Genomic DNA, 16,332 nt, shown 5'->3' with positions numbered 1-16,332 from the left:
ACGAGAGAAGCAGGAAGACCAGGATGAACACCACCACCCAATGGCACGCCGGCGACCGTTTCATGCTGCGCGTGGCCGGCCTGCCGCTGTCCGCGGCCGATGCGCTGCGCTGTCCGGACGTCGGCCGCTGGGCGGCCGACGTCCTCGCGGCGGAGGAGGTGTTGCGCACGGACGCGCAGTGCCTGAGCGAGACCCTGCACCGCGCGGTCGGCGCGACCGACCCGGAGCCCGGCGGGCCGGGCGCGGCCCTGCGCCGGGACCTGCTGAGGCTGCGCCGGCAGATCCACAACGGCCGGCTGCCGGCCGATCCGGACGCCGCGCTGCGCACGGTGGCGGCCCTGGGCGGGCCGGACGCGGACGCCGTCGGCGAGCGGCTGGCCGGCTGGCTGAACCGGCTGCGCGAGCTGGAGAAGTTGCTGGCCGAGGGCGAGCCGCTGCTGGCGGCCGACCTGGGCCGGGGCCGGGAGGCGCTGCGCGGGCTCCTCGGTGACGAGCGGCTGCGGCACGGTCTGCTGCTCGCCTCCCCGGTCCTGGAGGGGCAGCTCGACGCCTACGCGGCGGCCACCGCGGAGGGCGGGGTGCCCGGGGGCCGGGCGCGCAAGGCGGAACGGTCGGTGCTCTCGTACCTCTACCGCACCGCCTGCAAGACAAGCCCCTTCAGCACCTTCACCGGTGTGGCGACGGGCCGCTTCACGGACGGGGAGGTACCGCCGGGGGATCGGGCGGAGGGGATCCGGGTCGAGGACCGGTGGGAGAGTCACGTCCGGCTCAACGTGGTCGTACTGGCGCGGCTCGCCGAGCTGATCCTCGCCGACCCGGTGCGCCGGCGGGACCTGCCGCTGCGGCCGGCCTCGGGCTGGGGTCACGAGGACGACCGGATCCGGTACGTGCGCCGGCAGGTCACGGCCGGGGACGACGCGGCCGCGGTCACCTTCGACGCCGTCAAGGACCGACTGTTCTTCCTGCGCCGCAGCGGCACCCTGGACCGGCTCCTGGCCCTGTTCGCGGAACGGGCCGAGCAGCCCGGCGGGGGCGATCTGCGCCACCAGGAGCTCGCCGACTGGCTGGCGCGGGAGCACGACGCGCAGCCGGCGGAGTGCGAGGCGTACGTGGGCGCCCTGCTGCAACTCGGCATGGTCCGGGTGCCCTGCCTGGACACCGAGGTGCACGGCGGCGATCCGCTGCGTGCCTTCCAACGGTCACTGACGGGGCTGGAGCGGCCCTGGGCCGATCACCTCGCGGAGCTGCTGGAGGAGCCCGCCCGCGTGCTGGAGCGCTACCCGCGGGCCGGCCGGGACGAACGCGCGGAGCTCCTGCCGGCGCTGCGCGCGGGGCTGCGCCGGGCCCAGGAGGAACTGGGCGCGGCGCCGAACACCCCGCTGCCGCAGACCTTGGTCTACGAGGACGTCAGCGCGGGCCGTGACCTCGCCGCGCGGCGGCCCGCGTGGGCGGAGGCCGGGGGCGGCGCGCTGCGCTCGGTGGAGCGGATCCTGCCCGCGTTCGACCTGACCCTCGCGCAGCGGATCACCTTCGAGGGGTTCTTCACCGCCCGCTACGGGCAGGGCGGTCGGTGCGAGGACCTGCTGGGCCTGGTCCACGACTTCCACGAGGACTTCTTCGACCAGTACCTGTCGTTCTCGGCCCGGCGCACCCCCTTCGACGCGCAGGGCGAGTACGTGCCGGAGGAGAACTGGTTGGGTCTGCCGGGCATCCGGGCCCTGGACGCGGCGCGGCGTGCCTTCGTCGGTCGGATGCGGGAGCACTGGGCGGCGTACGAGGACCAGGGCGGGGGCGAACTCCGGCTGGCGGATGCGGACATGGCGGCCGTCGCCGCCGAACTGGAGCCCATGGCGGCGGGGTTCGCGCCGCGCTGCCACCACCTCCAGTTCGCCCGCGACCCGGGGACGGGCGAGCGGCTGACCGTACTGAACCGCTCCTACGGCGGGCTGTCCTTCCCCTTCAGCCGGTTCACCCACGTCTACGAGGAGCAGGACGGACGGGCCGCGCTCGACGGGCAGCTGCGGGCCACCGCCGCCGAGGTCACCCCGCCCGGAGCGGTGTTCGCCGAGGTCACCGGAGGCCCGGTCACCACCAACCTGAACCTGCACGGGCGCCTCACCGACTACGAGATCGTCTGCCCCGGCGAGAGCGGCACCCTGCCCGAGGACCGGCTGCTGCGGCTCGACGACCTGTACGCGGAGCACGTGCCGGCCACGGGCCGGGTCGTGCTGCGCTCGCGCAGGCTCGGGGTGGAGGTGATCCCGGTCTACCTGGGCTACCTGGTGCCGCTGGCCCTGCCCGCCGTACCGCGCACCCTGCTGCTGCTGTCGCCGTCGTCGATGTCCCCGCTCGACGTCTGGGCGGGCGTGCCCGAGGCCGTGTCGCACGGCGGGGTGAGCCGGCGGCCCCGGGTCGTGCACGGGGACCTGGTGCTCAGCCGGCGCAGTTGGAGCACGACGGCCGGGGAGTTGCCGGCGCGCGGCGCGCGGGAGGCGGCGCACTTCCTGGAGTGGCAGCGCTGGCGGCGGGCGCACGGGCTGCCGGAGCGGGTCTTCGCGACGGTGTCGGCCGGTCCGTCCGCGCTCGGCGCGAAGCCGCAGTACGTGGACTTCGCGAGCCTGCTGTCGCTGGCGGCCTTCGAGCCGCTGCTGCGGGAGCCCGGTCACCGGGTCGTGTTCCGCGAGATGCTCCCGGATCCCGGCGGCCTGCACACCCGTTCGGCGCGCGGCGAGCACGTCGCCGAACTCGCCGTGGAGACCTTCACGACGACCACGAACGCAATCATCCCGAGCCCGGAGGACGGTCCCCGATGTCAGAGATGACCCCGACGCGCGGTGCGTGGCAGGCGATGCACGTCTTCTACGCCGCCAACCCACAGCCACTGCTGGTCAACTGTGTGCGCCCGCTGATCGCCTCGCTCACCGCGGACGGGCTGCTGGCCGGGCACTTCTTCATCAACTACTGGTTGGAGGGGCCGCACGTGCGGCTGCGGCTGCGCCCGGTGACTCCGGAGGCGGAGCCGGAGGTGAGCCGTCGCGCGCAGGAGGCGGTGTCGGCGTTCCTCAAGGCGCGGCCGGCCCTCTACGAGGTGGATTCCGGCTTCCTCAACGAGTTCTACAACACCCTGTTCGACATCGAGTTCCCCGAGGGCGACCGCGCCGCCTTCATGGGCCCCGACGGCAGGATGAACCTGCGGCCCAACAACTCGTTCAGCCACGAGCCGTACGAACCGGAGTACGGGAAGTACGGCGGCCCGGCCGGGATCGAGTTGGCGGAGTGGCACTTCGCGCACTCCAGCGACCTGGTCATGGAGGCGCTGAGCGGGATGAACCTGCACGTGCGCACGGTCCTCCTGGGAACCTCGGCCCAGCTGATGATGGTGATGGCCGGGGTGTTCCTGCCCGACCGGGAGGAACTGGGCGGCTACCTCGACCGCTACTACCAGTTCTGGCACCAGGCCTTCCCCGGCACGGGGTTCATCGGTTCGGCGGAGTACGACCGCACCTACGCGCAGACGGGCCCGGGGCTCGGACGGCGTTTCGCCGCCGTGCTGGAGGCCGTCGGCTCCGGTGAGACCGGGCGGCTGCCCGGGTTCCTCGCGGGTTGGGCCGAGCACTGCCGGGAGTTGCGCCGGCGGGCCGAGGCCCTCGCCGTCTCGGGCGAGCTGGTCTTCCGGTCCTGGGACGGCACCCGGGACGAGAAGGTGACCGACCCGGCGGTGGCGCTGCCGCTGCTGCTGTCCCCGTACATGCACATGACCAACAACCGGCTGCACGTGACCATCCGCGACGAGGCCTACCTGGCGCACCTGCTGGGCCGGGTCCTGCGCGAGGGCGGGGCCGCCCCGACGGGCTCCGCCGGGGACGCGGCGGCCGGGGTGGTCGGCTCGTGACCTCCCCCTCGCCCTCCGGGATGCTGGAGCACCGGCCGGCGCTGCGGGCCGGGATCCTGCTGTCGCCGCCCCTGCTGAACGGCGCCGCGGTCGTGCACCTGGTCAAGGACCCCGGGTCCGGGGCCTCGTTCGAGATCGGGCCGAAGGAGTACTTCCTGGTCTCCCGACTGGACGGGTCCCGCAGCCTGGCGGAGATCGGCGAGGCGTACGGGGAGGCCTTCGGGCGACGGCTCGGCGAGGGCAACTGGCGGCAGTTGCTCGGGCTGCTCGGCAGCCGGCGGCTGCTCGCCGGCGGTCCGGCCCCGGGGCCGGCGGCCGGACCGGGCCCGCAGCGCACCGGAACGCTGCTGAAGGGGACCCTGCGGCTGGTCGCGGACGCCGACGCGACGACGGCCCGGCTGCACGCGTTCCTGCGGCCGGTACTGCGGCCGTTCCTCCTGGGTCTCCTGCTGCTGGTGTGCCTGGCCGTAGAGGGGGTCCTCGCGGCCTCCGCCGGCCGTCTCCTCGGTGACCTGTGGTGGCTGCTGGGCCGGCCGGCGCCGCTCGTGGCGGTGGCGACCCTGCTGTGGCTCAGTACGGCCCTGCACGAGTTCGCACACGGGGTCGCGGCCCGCCACGTCGGGGGGACGGTCGGGGAGATCGGGCTGCGCTGGCGGCTGCCCGTCGCGATCATGTACTGCACCGTGGACAACTACCGTTACCTGCGACGCCGTCGGGACCAGCTGGCCGTGGCCGGGGCGGGCGCCTTCGCCAACCTCCTTTTCCTGCTGCCCTTCTTCGCCTGGTGGACGGCCCTCCCGCCGGGTGACGCGACCGGCCGGGTCCTGGGCGCGCTCCTGCTGCTCGGCAGTGCGCAGGCCCTGGTCAACCTGGTCCCGTTGCCGCCGCTCGACGGTTACACGATCCTCGGGCACGCCCTGCGCGTGACCCGGCTGGCCCCCGCCAGTTCGGCCTACCTGCGGCTACGGCTGCGCGACCGGGCGGCGGCGGCCGCGTACCCGGTACGGGCCCGCCGGCTCTACCTCGGCTACGGGATCGGCTCGGCCGTGCTCGTCCTGCTCCTCGCCGGGGTGGGGGTGACCGCCGTACTCCTGGCCATCGGCCGCGCGGGCACCTGACCCCGCGACCCTTCCCCGTCCCCCGCCCCCCTACCCCTCCCCTTCCCCCGTCCCCGACCGCTCCACCGTCCCGACCTCCCGCCCGACACACGTCCAGACACCGAGGGAACCGCACCGCCCATGACGACTCACCACACCCCACCGCCCGAATCGCCCGCCGTCTCCGTCCACGAGGTCCGCAAGCGCTACGGCGACCGCCAGGCCGTGGACGGGATCTCCCTCGACGTGCGCCGCGGCGAGTTCTTCGGCCTGCTCGGCCCCAACGGTGCGGGCAAGACCACCCTCATCGAGATCATCGAGGGCCTGCGCCGGGCCGACTCCGGGACGGTCCAGGTGCTCGGCCACAGCCCCTGGCCCCGCGACACGGCCCTGCTGCCGCGCATCGGCGTCCAGACACAGGCCTCGGCGTTCTTCGTCCGGCAGTCGGCGCGCGAGCACCTGGCCACCGTCGCCGGGCTCTACCGCAAGGACGCGGCCGCCGCCGACCGCACGCTGGAGACCGTCGGACTGACCGAGCAGCGCGACGTCATGGTCGAGAACCTCTCGGGCGGGCAGCGCCAGCGGCTCGCCATCGCCTCGGCGCTCGTCCACGACCCCGAGTTGATCTTCCTCGACGAGCCGACGGCCGCGCTCGACCCGCAGGCCCGTCGCGACCTGTGGGAGGTGCTGCGCGCCCTCAAGGGCGAGGGCCGCACCATCGTCTACACCACGCACCACCTCGACGAGGCCGAGGCCCTGTGTGACCGGGTGGCCATCCTCGTGGGTGGCCGCATCGCCGCCCTCGACTCCCCGCACCAACTGGTCAGCGCCGCCGGCGCGCCGGCCCGACTGCTCGTTCCGGCCGGCCGGATCGCCCCGGACGAGGCCGCCGCGCTGCCCGGCGTGGACCGGGTGACCGAGCAGGGCGGGTCGATGGTGCTGGAAACCTCCGCACCCGGCCGGCTCCTCCAGGCGGTCGACGCCCTGACCGGCCTCGACGGGGTGATGACCCGGACGGCGACCCTGGAGGACGTCTACCTGGAACTCACCGGCCACACCGCGGGCCCCACCACCGCACACACCACGGAGCACCGGGCATGAGCGCATACACGGCACTGACCGCCGCCGGCTACCGGGCCCAGGTCCGGGACAAGGCGACCCTCTTCTTCACCTTCGCCTTCCCCCTCCTCTTCCTCGTCGTCTTCGGCCTGATCTTCAGCGGCCAGGACGTGGAGGAGAGCGGCCGCCCGTACATCTCGTACATCGCGCCCGGCGTGATGTCGTGGGGCGTCGCCAACGCCGCCGTCTTCGGGATCGCCTTCACGCTGATGCAGTGGCGGCGCGACGACCTGCTGCGCCTGATCCGCCTCACGCCCACGCCGCTGACGACCGTCCTGGCCTCGCGGTACGTCCTGGCCCTGGTGGTCGGCGTCGTGCAGGCGATGGTGTTCGTGGCCGTCGCGATGCTGCCCGGCTTCGGACTGGAGCTGGACGGACGTTGGCCGCTGGTGCTGCCCGCCCTGGTCCTCGGCATCACGGCCTTCATGGCCATCGGGGTGATCGTCGGAACGTACGCCAACACCCCCGAGGCCGTCGCCGCGATCGCCAACTGCATGATGGTGCCGATGGCCTTCCTGTCGGGGTCCTTCCTGCCCCTCGACATGATGCCGTCCTGGCTGCAGGGCGTCTCCCGGGTGTTGCCGCTGCGCTACCTCAACGACGCGGCCACCGGGGCGCTCACCGGATCGGGCTCGATGTCGGCCATCGGCATCGGCTGCGCCGCGCTGCTCGGATTCGCCCTGCTGTTCGGCGGCATCGGCCTGAAGACGTTCCGTTGGAGCAACTCCTCATGACCGCGGCCGACGTGAGGCCCGTTCGGGCCGAAGCCCCCGACGGCGCCCCCATGGAGACGGCCCGGCGCCAACTGGAAGGGGCCCTGGCGGGCTCCGGCCGGGGGGCGCGAGTGGTCACCCTCGGCGTGCACGACGCCCTCGGGCCGCGCACCGCCGACCCCTTCGCGGCGGTGCGGCCGGGCGCCGGCGTCCACCTGACCGCCCGGGCCGTGCTGATCGGCCCCTGGGGCGGCGACGGCTCCGCTCCCGCCTGCGGGCAGTGCCTGGCCATGCGCTGGCAGCGGCTGCGCAGCCGTAGCGAGCGGGACGCGCTGGAGACGGGCGGCGGGCCGGTCACCGCCGTCGCCGCGGACTGGCCCCGGCTGTCCCCGTACGCGCTGGACGCCGCGTCGGCCGTGCACGCCGCCGTCCACGGCCCCGGCGCCCCGGTCCTCGCCCCCGGCCCGTCGGCCGCCGACCGGGCCCTGCCCCAGGTGTCCCGGCTGGACCTGGAAACCCTCCAGGTGCGGACGTACCCCCTCGCCGCCGATCCGCTCTGCCCCGACTGCGGGCCGGGCGGCTCCGACGGCCCCGCCCCCTTCGCGCCCGTCTCCCGGCCCAAGCCCGCCCCGGGCGCGCAGCGGCTGCGGAAGGCCTCCTCGTACCCGATGCCGCGGACGGCGCTGGCCAATCCGGTGACCGGGGTGCTCGGCGGGGGGACCTGGATCAACGTCACCTCACCTACGACCGCGCCGGTCGCCGGGAGCGTCTTCATGCGCGGCTACGCCGGGCTGACGGACGTCACCTGGAGCGGTCAGGCCAACAGCTTCGCGGCCAGCCGTGACCTGGCCTTCCTCGAAGGACTGGAGCGGTACGCGGGCACCCACCGGCGCACCGGCGCCTCGGTTCTCACCGCGTCGTACGCGGAGCTGGGCGAGCGGGCGTTGGATCCGGCGGAGTGCGGGTTCTACCCGCCGGAGACCTACCGGGACGACCCGCTGGTGTCGCCCTTCGATCCGGAGCGGCCGATCCCCTGGGTGTACGGGCACTCCCTGCGGGACGACCGGCCGGTGCTGGTGCCGGCCCGGCTGGCCTACTACAGCGCCGGGCTCGCCTCCGACAACTTCGTCTTCGAGTGCTCCAACGGCTGCGCGATCGGCAGCTGCCTGGAGGAGGCCCTGCTCGGCGCCCTGCTGGAACTGATCGAGCGGGACGCCTTCCTGCTCGCCTGGTACGGCGGACAGCACCTGACGCAGATCGACCTGGCCTCCGTACCGGGGCCGGCGGTGCGGATGATGGTGGACCGGGCGGCCCTGCAGGGCTACGACGTCCACGCCTTCGACAACCGCGTCGACCTGGCGGTCCCCGTGGTGACCGGCCTCGCCGTGCGGCGCGACGGCGGCCCGGGGTTGTACTCCTTCGGTGCGGGCGCGGCGATGGATCCGGCGACGGCGGTGGAGGCGGCCCTCTCGGAGGTGCTGACCTACATCCCGCACCTACCGGGCCAGGTGGCCGAACGGCAGGTCGAACTGGAGGCGATGAGCCGGGACTTCGGGCTGGTGAAGCACCTCAAGGACCACGCCCAGCTGTACGGGCTGCCCGCGATGGCCCCGCACGTGCGGACCTACCTGGAGCCGACGGGCGTCGCGCCGATGGCTGACCTCTACCGGGAGTGGGAGACCGAGCACCGGCCCACGAGCGGGGACCTGCGGGACGATCTGTTGTCGTGCGTGGGGCAGTTGACCGGCGCGGGGCACGATGTGATCGTCGTCGACCAGACGACGCCGGAGCAGCGCGCGATGGGGCTGCGAACGGTCTGCGCGGTCGTGCCGGGGTTGCTGCCGATCGACTTCGGCTGGTCGCGCCAACGGGCGCCGTTCATGCCGCGGTTGCGGACTGCCGCCCGGCGGGCGGGCCTGCGGGAGTCCGATCTGACGCGGGAGGAGATCCGACTGGTGCCGCACCCCTTCCCCTGACCGGGCCGTACGCCGAATGCCCCGGACCCCCGCCTGCGCGGGGTCCGGGGCATCGGTGTGGCGCTGGGGTCAGGCGCTGCAGGAGGTGGTGCTGGTGGTGGAGGAACACGTCGAGGTGGAGCTGCAGCTCGTGGAACCGGCGAGCACGACCTCGCTGGCGTCCGAGTAGTCCGAGATCTCGAAGGTCTCCGACTCCAGCTCCAGGATCTCGTCGGCGAGCGAGGCCAGAGGCGACTTCTGCATGGGGACTCCTTGGGTTGGCGGTCACCGGGTGGGCGACCGTTGCCTTGGTTCTTCGGCGCGTCTCCAGCAAAGCCGGTCCGGCCGTCAAGTCACCTGTCCCCTTCCTGTCACACCGCTGACAAGAAGTGTCAGCGCCCTGACGTCCGCGGTCGGAGCGGGTGTCCGAGGATGGCGGTATGACCGTCACCTCCGCGTACGCCGGACTGCCCGCGCTCCTCAGGCCGCTGACGGCCTTCTACCTGGACCTGCACAGCCACCCCGAGCTGTCGGGCGAGGAGGCCCGCACGGCCGAGCGGTTCGCCGGTCGGTTGGAGTCCGACGGGTACGAGACCATCCGCGGGATCGGCGGCCACGGCGTGGCCGGGGTGCTGCGCCGGGGCACGGGCCCGACGGTGATGCTGCGCGCGGAACTGGACGCGCTGCCCGTACGGGAGACGACCGGGCTGCCGTACGCGAGCGAGGGTCCCGTGGCGCACGCCTGCGGGCACGATCTGCACCTGGCCGCGGCCGCGGGGACGGCGTCGCTGCTGGCCGGCCCGGACGCCCCGCACTGGGAGGGCACGCTGATCGTGGTGGGGCAGCCCGCCGAGGAGACCCTGGAGGGCGCGCGGGCCATGCTCGCCGACGGGCTGTACGAGCGCGCCGGTCGGCCGGACACGGTCCTGGCGCAGCACGCGGCGCCGCTGCCCGCGGGCATGGTCGCGCACGGGTACGGGCCGATGACGGCCGGCAGCGTCACCTTCCGGGTCGTCGTCCACGGACGCGGCGGGCACGCGGGGGCGCCGCACCTGACGGTGGATCCGGTGGTGACGGCCGCGCACCTGGTGACGCGGCTCCAGACGGTGGTGGCGCGCGAGGCGGCCCCGTCCGAGCAGGTGGCCGTCACCGTGGGTTCGTTCCGGGCGGGCGAGCGGGCGAACATCGTGCCCGATCGCGCCGAGTTGGGCATCACGGTGCGGGCCGCCGGGGAGGCGGCGCTCGCGCGGGCGGCCACGGCGGTGGAGCGGATCGTCCGCGCGGAGTGCGCCGCCTCGGACTGCCCCCGGGAACCGGAGATCGTCCGCGAGCGCTCCTCGCCCGTCACCCACCCCGATCCGGCGACGACGGCAGCGGTCCGGGACGCCCACACGGCGCGGTTCGGAACGCGGCGGGTGGCGATGTGGCCGCCGTCGCTCGCCACGGAGGACTTCGGATTGTTCGGTGACGCCGGACTGGAGGTGCACGGGGCGCCCGGCGTTCGGCTCGCCTACTGGATGCTCGGCTCCATCGGCCCGGCGGCCTGGGCGGCGGCGCCCGGGGAGGGCGCGGCGGGCAAGCTGGCGGCGCTCCCCGCCAACCACGCACCGGACTTCGCCCCGGACGTCCGTACGGCGCTCCCGGCCGGAGTCACCGCGCTGACGGAGGCCGCGCTGACCTGCCTGGCCCGCCGGGACCGGGCCGGCCGGGACTGAGCCCGGCCGGGGCCGCGCCGGAGGCGACGGGGTCCGGCCCGGCGAAGGGAGTCGGTCCTGCCTCAGAAGGGCTTGGTCGGCAGGTACTTGCCGTCCAGGGTGATGACAGCGCGCTCGCCGCCCTCGGGGTCGGCGACCTTCTTGACGTCCAGCCGGAAGTTGATGGCGCTGATGATGCCGTCGCCGAACTCCTCGTGGACCAGGGCCTTGAGGGTGGTGCCGTAGACCTGGAGCATCTCGTGGAAACGGTAGACGGTCGGGTCGGTCGGCAGCGCGCCGGGAACTCCGCCTCGCGTGGGGATGGTCTGCAGCCACAGGGCGTCGTCGTCGTCCAAGCCGAGGAGTTCGGCGACGGCTTCCGCCGCGGGGGCGGGCAGCGGGTGCTGGCCGAGGACGGCGGCCGTGACGAAGGCCACGGACAGTCCGGTGACGTCGGCGATCTGGCGCCACGTCAGGTCCTTTCGGATCTTGGCTTCGACGGCGGCCTCGGCGAGGCGGCTGCGGACGGTGGTGTCGAACTGGGCGTGCGGCATGGGAAGGGGTGTCCTTTCGACGGGGAAGGTCGTGCCCGACTTGGCCCCGGGCTCCCGAAGCGGGGTGCGACGGAGGCCGCGGGCGGGTCGGGTGGGGGGTCAGGCGGCCACGGGGTCGAGCTGTTCGACGGCGCCCGTGGGGATGTCGTAGACCCAGCCGCGCAGGGTGAGGGCGCCTTCCGCGATGGCGCGGGCCACCGAGGGGTGGGTGGCCAGGTTCGCGAGCTGGGCGCGCACGTTCTCCCGTACGAGGGAGTCGAGCCCACCCGAGCTGCGGGCCAGGGAGGCGTCGGCGTGCCGGAGCCAGCCGGCGACGGCCGGTGCGGCGCTGAGGTCGTGCCCTTCGGCGAGGGCGGTCATGGCACCGCAGGCGGAGTGCCCGCACACCACGGCGTCGGTGACGCCGAGGACGGAGACCGCGTATTCGATGCCGGCCGCGACCCCGTCGGGGGACGGGGTGTGGGCGGGTACGAGATTGCCCGCGGTGCGGATGACGAAGAGCTCACCCGGCTCGCTCTGGGTGATCAGCTCCGGCACCACTCGGGCGTCGGAGCACCCGATGAACAGCGTGGGCGGTCGGTGGGTGTGCGCCAGATCGGCGAAGAGCTTCGCCTTGGCGGGGAAGACGTCGCGCCGGAAACGGGCGACGCCCTCGATGAGACCGTGCATGGTCACTCCCTCTGCACTGGGATCCTCCCCCGTGGGGCTGATGTGTTCCACCATGCATGAGCTGCGGTCATAGTGTCCAAGACGCAGATCTGATACATCTCATCGATGCCATCTATAGTTGATGCCATGGCTCCGGAACTGCGTCACCTGCGCTACCTGCTCGCGGTCGCCGAGCACCACAGCTTCACCCGCGCCGCCGAGGTCCTGCGGATCTCCCAACCCACCCTGTCCCAGCAGATCAAGCAGTTGGAGAGCGCCGTGGGCGTGCGATTGCTGGACCGGGGCGGCCGCACGGTGCGCCTCACCGACGCGGGCGAGGCCTACGCGCACCACGCGCGCCGCGCACTGCGGGACCTCGCGGCGGCGGAGCGCGCCGTCCACGACGTCGCCGACCTGTCCCGCGGCCACCTGCGGCTGGCGATGACGCCCACGTTCACCGCGTACCTGCTGGGCCCGCTGCTCGCGGCCCTCCACGAAGTCCACCCGGCCGTCACCGTCGACGTACGGGAGATGCCGCAGGACCGCGTCGAGGCCGGGCTGCTGGCGGACTCCCTCGACCTCGGCATCGCCTTCGACGGCCCCCACCCGCCCGGCATCGCCGCCGCAGCGCTCTACACCGAGACGCTGGGCCTCGTCGTCGCCGGCCCCGCCCCCGATCGGCCGGCGGACCCGCTGCCCGTCGCGGAGTTGGCCGAGCTTCGACTGGCCCTGCTCAGCGGGGACTTCGCGACCCGCACGCACATCGACGCGTACCTCGCCGCGCACCGGGTCCGGCCGCGGATCGCGGTCGAGACCAATTCCGTCCAGGCCCTGACGGAGCTGGTGCGGCGGACCGGCCTGGCCACCGTCCTGCCGGACGCCATCACGGACGACCACCCCCGACTGACCCCGGTCCCGCTGACCCCCGCCCTGCCGCCGCGCACCGTCACCCTGTTGCGGCGCGAGGGCGGCTACCTGAGCGCCGCCGCCCGCGCCTTCACCGCCCTGACCAAGGAGGTGGTCCTGGCCCGCGGATACGCCCCGGCACGGGGGGGCGGTCGACGGGTCGTGACGCCGGGCCGTGACGCGGGGCCACGACCGGGGGTCGTGGCGCCGGATCAGTCCAGCCCGTACCGGCGCACCGACTCCTCCTGTTGCGCGAGCCGGTGCATCGCCTTGAGGGCGGGGTCGAAGAGCACGGCGGAGGCGACCGCGGCCTCCGCCATGTCCGCGCCGGACGCACGGGTGTCGATGTAGTCCAGGTCCCTGACGGCCACCTCGTGCATGAGCCGGGCGTACGGGACCATCCGCTCGGCGTCCCAGGAGTGGCCCAGCCGCAGCAGCGAGGCGACCGCCACGACGAGCGAGCGGTGGTCCGGCGAGAGGTCGGCGAGCTCGCGGGCGGTGGACCAGCCCAACGTCTCCAGCAGCCGGTCGACCTCGCGGCGCGCGGTGACGACGGCCTCGTCCGACTCGTCCGGTTCGGGAACCTGCGGGAGCGCCCACAGCGCCGCCCCCATCCGCATGGTGCGCCCCAGGGAATCGTCGTCGATGTGTCGGAGCACCTCGCGCGCCCTGGCGACCGACACCTGGCCGACCTGGATGAGCGTGCGGACCAGTCGCAGCCGGGCCAGATGGCCCTCGTCGTAGTCGGCCGTCGTCGCGGCGACCCGGTGACCGGGCGGCAACAGCCCTTCCCGCAGGTAGTACTTGATCGTCGCGGTGGACACACCACTGCGCTCACTCAATTCGGCCAGCCGCACCCTTGCACCTTTTCTTGGAGAGCGTCACTATCTAACTATCAGCACGTGGACAGTGCCGCTATCCAACCCTGCCCCCGTCCACCCGGACCACCGGAGGTCGCGTGTTCGCCAAGCCGATTCCCGGCCGCACCACCGCCGCCCACGAGGGCGACGCGGTGGTGCTGCTGATCGGGATGCGCATCAACCACTTCTGGGCGGCGCACCAATGGGCGCCGGTGCTCGTGGCCATGCCCCGGATGCTGCGCGAGCTGAGCCGCGACCGGAGCCGCGGCCTGCTCGGCCACGTCCTGCTGACCGCGTCGCCGCGCACCTACTACGTGGTCCAGTACTGGGAGTCCCAGGAGAAGTTGCACGCCTACGCCGCGGCGCCGGACGCCCTCCACCACCGGGTGTGGGCGGCCGTCAACCGCAAGGAGCGCGCCGGCAAGGTGCGCGGGCACGTGGGCATCTGGCACGAGGCCTACGTCTCGCCCGAGGGCTCGTACGAATCGATCTACGCGGACATGCCGCCCTTCGGGCTGGGCGCCGCCACCGGGGTGCTCCCCGTCGAGCGCCGCGGGCGCCGCGCCGCCGACCGCCTCGCCCACCGCTCCACCACCGACCCGTCCGCCCCGGGCGATCCGTCCGTCCCGGACGATCCGCACACCGACCGGTGAGCCGGCTCCCGACACCCCGGCAACGAGGAGAACCAGCATGGACGCGCACGGCAGTACCCCACCCCCGGCCCCCGCACGCAGGGGCGGCACCGCGGGGGCGGTGATCGTGGCGGTGCTCCTCGGACTCTCCATCACCCTGGCCATCGTCCTCGACGGCGACGACACGGGGGACGACTCACCTTCGTCCTCGTCCTCCTCGCCCTCCTCGGCGAAGGCCGGCAACGGGTCCTGGAAGACCGGCGACTGCGGCGGCCCGGACCCCGGGGGCGCTCCGGACGGCTACCGGGCGCTGGACTGCGGCGACCCCGGCGCGACCTTCGAGGCGCTGGAGGTCACCTCGGCCGGCATCCTTCCCGGTTCGATCCAGTGCCCCGCGGGGACGGACGTCATGATCCGCGTCTCGGTGTCCTACGGCGCCTCCGCGAAGGACGGCAAGAAGGGCTCCGGCATCCCCACCCACACCGTCTGCGGGCGCAACCTCTCCGGCGACCACCCCGGCGACGCGGGCGCCGGCGGCGGGCAGTTGGTGAAGGGGGACTGCGTCAGCTCGACCGCGCAGGAGGTGCCGTGCGCCTCGGCGGGGGCGGACGCCTTCAAGGTCCTGGACCTCGTCGCGGACAAGGGGGCGTGCCCGACGGGAACCACCGAGCCCATGGAGCTGACCATGTCGGTCGGCCGACCGTACGACGTCATCTGCGGCGGCGCCGCGTAGCCGACCCTGGCCCCGGCGGACCGGGCTCCCGCCCGGCCGGGCCGGCGGCCGGGTCAGCCCACGATCGGGGAGACGGCGACGCAACCGCCGGCCGTCACGAGGCCCTGCCCGGTCTGCTCGGCGATGACCTTGCCCTTGTAGGTGATCTTGCAGGTCACCTGCCCGCCCGTCACGTCCGCCGCGACCGGCACCACCGACGCCGGCATGATGCCCCGGAGGGTGACCGTCCTCTTCCAGGGCAGCGCGGGGGCGGACACCGTCTCCGCCTTCGGCGCGGAGGCGGTGCCGCCGCCGGCGGCGAACTCGATGGAGTCCACGCCCTTGCCGGTGACCTCGTACGTCACCTCGTAGGTCTCGTCCACGGCCTTGTCCACCTGGTCGACGGCGTCCGCGGCCGAGCAGGCCGTGGCGCCCAGGAGGAGCGCGGCGGAGAGGAGCGAGGTACGGGCGAGGCGGAGCATGGGTACGGGGTCCTTTGCGATGAAGCCGGTGATCAACCCGTACGGAATCGTAAAGGCACGGTAAAGTCAAACGGGATCCTCCGGCAGGGGGCGGGCCACGACCCGCCTCAGCGGTGCCTGCTGACCTCCCGTGGCCAGCATGCGGACCTCCCCCCGGTCGCTGATCTCGGCGCGCACGATGCCGGTCGCGTCCGTGTACACCGGATGGCCACCGGATCCCTTCGCCTCGGTGCGGTCCACGACCACGACGTCCTGCCCCGTTCCGTCGTCGTCGGGGAACACCAGCTCGTACCGTTCCGCGCTCATCCACTCACTCCCGTCGCCGCCGGCCCTCCCCATCGTGGCGGCCACCGCCGGGCCCCGCACGGTGTGATGGGCCGCGCGGGCGGTGACCCGGGGGCCGGGCCCCCCGTGCTCGGGCCCGGACCCGGGCCGGCGCCATGGACGAGAGAGATGAGAGCGGCGAGAGCGGCGGCGGCGACGGGGTCGACATCATCGCCTTCCCGGACGCGGAGGCCTTCTAGGGTTGGCCGGCGGAACACTGGGCGCGGGCGGAGGGCGTGTGGGACAAGGCGGCGGGGAAGAAGCGGCCCGGCATCCCGTCGGTGACCGATGACGAATCCGTCGACATCGGGCTCTGCTACGGCTGGATCTCCGGGCAGCGCCGCTCCCTCGACGAGCGGCACCACCTCCAGCGGTACGTGCCGCGCCGCCCCCGGAGCCTGTGGCCGAAGGTGAACGTGGGACAAGGTCGCCGCGCTCACGGACGCGGGCCGGATGCGCGGGCCCGGGTTGGCCGAGGTGCGCAGGGCGCAGGAGGACGGCAGGTGGGAGGCGGCGTACGCGTCCCGGAGGACGGCGGAGCCGCCGCCGGACCTGGTGGCCGCTTTCGACGGGGACCCCCGGGCCCGGGAGGCGTTCGAGCCGCTGGACAGGACCGGCCGCCACCAGCTGATCCTGCCGCTGCTCCAGGCCCTCACCCCGCGTGGGTGGGGGGGGGGGGGCGGGGGGGGCCGCCCCCCCTCCCCGGCGGCGCGCCGTCCCCGAGACCCCGCGACATCGGAAGAG

The 16,332-nt window shown here is 73.9% G+C and carries 16 protein-coding genes and 1 pseudogene; 11 read left to right on the top strand and 6 right to left on the bottom strand.

What is annotated here, in order from left to right:
* Positions 1-23 precede the first annotated feature (23 nt).
* The 6 genes from NOD94_RS17235 to NOD94_RS17210 all read left to right on the top strand — a co-directional run bounded on the left by NOD94_RS17235 (position 24) and on the right by NOD94_RS17210 (position 8,797).
* On the top strand, positions 24-2,822 hold the full coding sequence (locus NOD94_RS17235) for a lantibiotic dehydratase (protein WP_281206830.1): 2,799 nt from the start codon (positions 24-26) through the stop codon (positions 2,820-2,822).
* Entirely contained in the window at positions 2,810-3,892 is a 1,083-nt protein-coding gene (locus tag NOD94_RS17230; protein ID WP_281206829.1) for a lantibiotic dehydratase C-terminal domain-containing protein, read from the top strand. Before NOD94_RS17235 ends, NOD94_RS17230 begins: the two co-directional genes overlap by 13 nt.
* A gap of 20 nt (positions 3,893-3,912) precedes the next feature.
* The gene (locus tag NOD94_RS17225) at positions 3,913-5,010 is read left to right on the top strand and encodes a M50 family metallopeptidase (RefSeq protein WP_281206859.1); all 1,098 of its coding nucleotides are present in this window, start codon (positions 3,913-3,915) and stop codon (positions 5,008-5,010) included.
* A 120-nt stretch (positions 5,011-5,130) separates the two neighbouring features.
* Complete coding sequence (locus NOD94_RS17220) at positions 5,131-6,090, top strand: ABC transporter ATP-binding protein (RefSeq protein ID WP_281206828.1); 960 nt, start codon at positions 5,131-5,133, stop codon at positions 6,088-6,090.
* Positions 6,087-6,842: an ABC transporter permease gene (locus tag NOD94_RS17215; protein WP_281206827.1), complete on the top strand. Its 756-nt coding sequence runs from the start codon at positions 6,087-6,089 to the stop codon at positions 6,840-6,842. Before NOD94_RS17220 ends, NOD94_RS17215 begins: the two co-directional genes overlap by 4 nt.
* Positions 6,839-8,797, top strand: a complete 1,959-nt coding sequence (locus NOD94_RS17210; protein ID WP_281206826.1) for a TOMM precursor leader peptide-binding protein — start codon at positions 6,839-6,841, stop codon at positions 8,795-8,797. Before NOD94_RS17215 ends, NOD94_RS17210 begins: the two co-directional genes overlap by 4 nt.
* A gap of 69 nt (positions 8,798-8,866) precedes the next feature.
* On the opposite strand, the gene NOD94_RS17205 is transcribed toward NOD94_RS17210, so the two are convergent.
* Complete coding sequence (locus tag NOD94_RS17205) at positions 8,867-9,040, bottom strand: thiazolylpeptide-type bacteriocin (protein ID WP_037917023.1); 174 nt, start codon at positions 9,038-9,040, stop codon at positions 8,867-8,869.
* Positions 9,041-9,216: 176 nt separating this feature from the next.
* On the opposite strand from NOD94_RS17205, the gene NOD94_RS17200 reads away from it, so the two are divergent.
* A complete protein-coding gene (locus NOD94_RS17200) occupies positions 9,217-10,491 on the top strand; it encodes an amidohydrolase (RefSeq protein ID WP_281206825.1) in 1,275 nt (424 codons plus the stop codon).
* Between the two features lie 62 nt (positions 10,492-10,553).
* On the opposite strand, the gene cynS is transcribed toward NOD94_RS17200, so the two are convergent.
* Both cynS and NOD94_RS17190 read right to left on the bottom strand, forming a co-directional pair.
* Positions 10,554-11,024 (bottom strand): cyanase, encoded by a 471-nt coding sequence (gene cynS, locus NOD94_RS17195; protein ID WP_281206824.1) that lies wholly within the window; start codon positions 11,022-11,024, stop codon positions 10,554-10,556.
* A 99-nt stretch (positions 11,025-11,123) separates the two neighbouring features.
* Positions 11,124-11,693 (bottom strand): carbonic anhydrase, encoded by a 570-nt coding sequence (locus NOD94_RS17190; RefSeq protein ID WP_281206823.1) that lies wholly within the window; start codon positions 11,691-11,693, stop codon positions 11,124-11,126.
* 126 nt (positions 11,694-11,819) lie between these two features.
* Here NOD94_RS17190 and cynR point away from each other — a divergent pair.
* Positions 11,820-12,716 (top strand): annotated as a pseudogene (cynR, locus tag NOD94_RS17185) (transcriptional regulator CynR); the annotation flags it as partial.
* Between the two features lie 74 nt (positions 12,717-12,790).
* On the opposite strand, the gene NOD94_RS17180 reads toward cynR, so the two are convergent.
* On the bottom strand, positions 12,791-13,435 hold the full coding sequence (locus tag NOD94_RS17180) for a MerR family transcriptional regulator (protein WP_281206822.1): 645 nt from the start codon (positions 13,433-13,435) through the stop codon (positions 12,791-12,793).
* Positions 13,436-13,536: 101 nt separating this feature from the next.
* On the opposite strand from NOD94_RS17180, the gene NOD94_RS17175 reads away from it, so the two are divergent.
* Both NOD94_RS17175 and NOD94_RS17170 read left to right on the top strand, forming a co-directional pair.
* Positions 13,537-14,091 (top strand): DUF4188 domain-containing protein, encoded by a 555-nt coding sequence (locus tag NOD94_RS17175; protein ID WP_281206821.1) that lies wholly within the window; start codon positions 13,537-13,539, stop codon positions 14,089-14,091.
* A gap of 37 nt (positions 14,092-14,128) precedes the next feature.
* The gene (locus NOD94_RS17170) at positions 14,129-14,803 is read left to right on the top strand and encodes a hypothetical protein (protein WP_281206820.1); all 675 of its coding nucleotides are present in this window, start codon (positions 14,129-14,131) and stop codon (positions 14,801-14,803) included.
* A gap of 53 nt (positions 14,804-14,856) precedes the next feature.
* Here the strand turns inward: NOD94_RS17170 and NOD94_RS17165 are convergent, their stop codons facing one another.
* Together NOD94_RS17165 and NOD94_RS17160 are read right to left on the bottom strand one after the other, a co-directional pair.
* The gene (locus NOD94_RS17165) at positions 14,857-15,264 is read right to left on the bottom strand and encodes an MmpS family transport accessory protein (protein WP_281206819.1); all 408 of its coding nucleotides are present in this window, start codon (positions 15,262-15,264) and stop codon (positions 14,857-14,859) included.
* A gap of 66 nt (positions 15,265-15,330) precedes the next feature.
* A complete protein-coding gene (locus tag NOD94_RS17160; RefSeq protein WP_281206818.1) occupies positions 15,331-15,570 on the bottom strand; it encodes a DUF6296 family protein in 240 nt (79 codons plus the stop codon).
* Positions 15,571-16,041: 471 nt separating this feature from the next.
* Between NOD94_RS17160 and NOD94_RS17155 the strand changes: the two genes are divergently transcribed.
* The coding region (locus NOD94_RS17155; RefSeq protein ID WP_281206817.1) for a YdeI/OmpD-associated family protein at positions 16,042-16,332 on the top strand (291 nt) is incomplete at its 3' end.

The organism is Streptomyces sp. Isolate_45 (assembly GCF_024721315.2).
Lineage (GTDB): Bacteria > Actinomycetota > Actinomycetes > Streptomycetales > Streptomycetaceae > Streptomyces.
The sequence above is the reverse complement of the archived record's forward strand: the minus strand, read 5'-3'. Positions and strand labels throughout refer to the sequence as shown.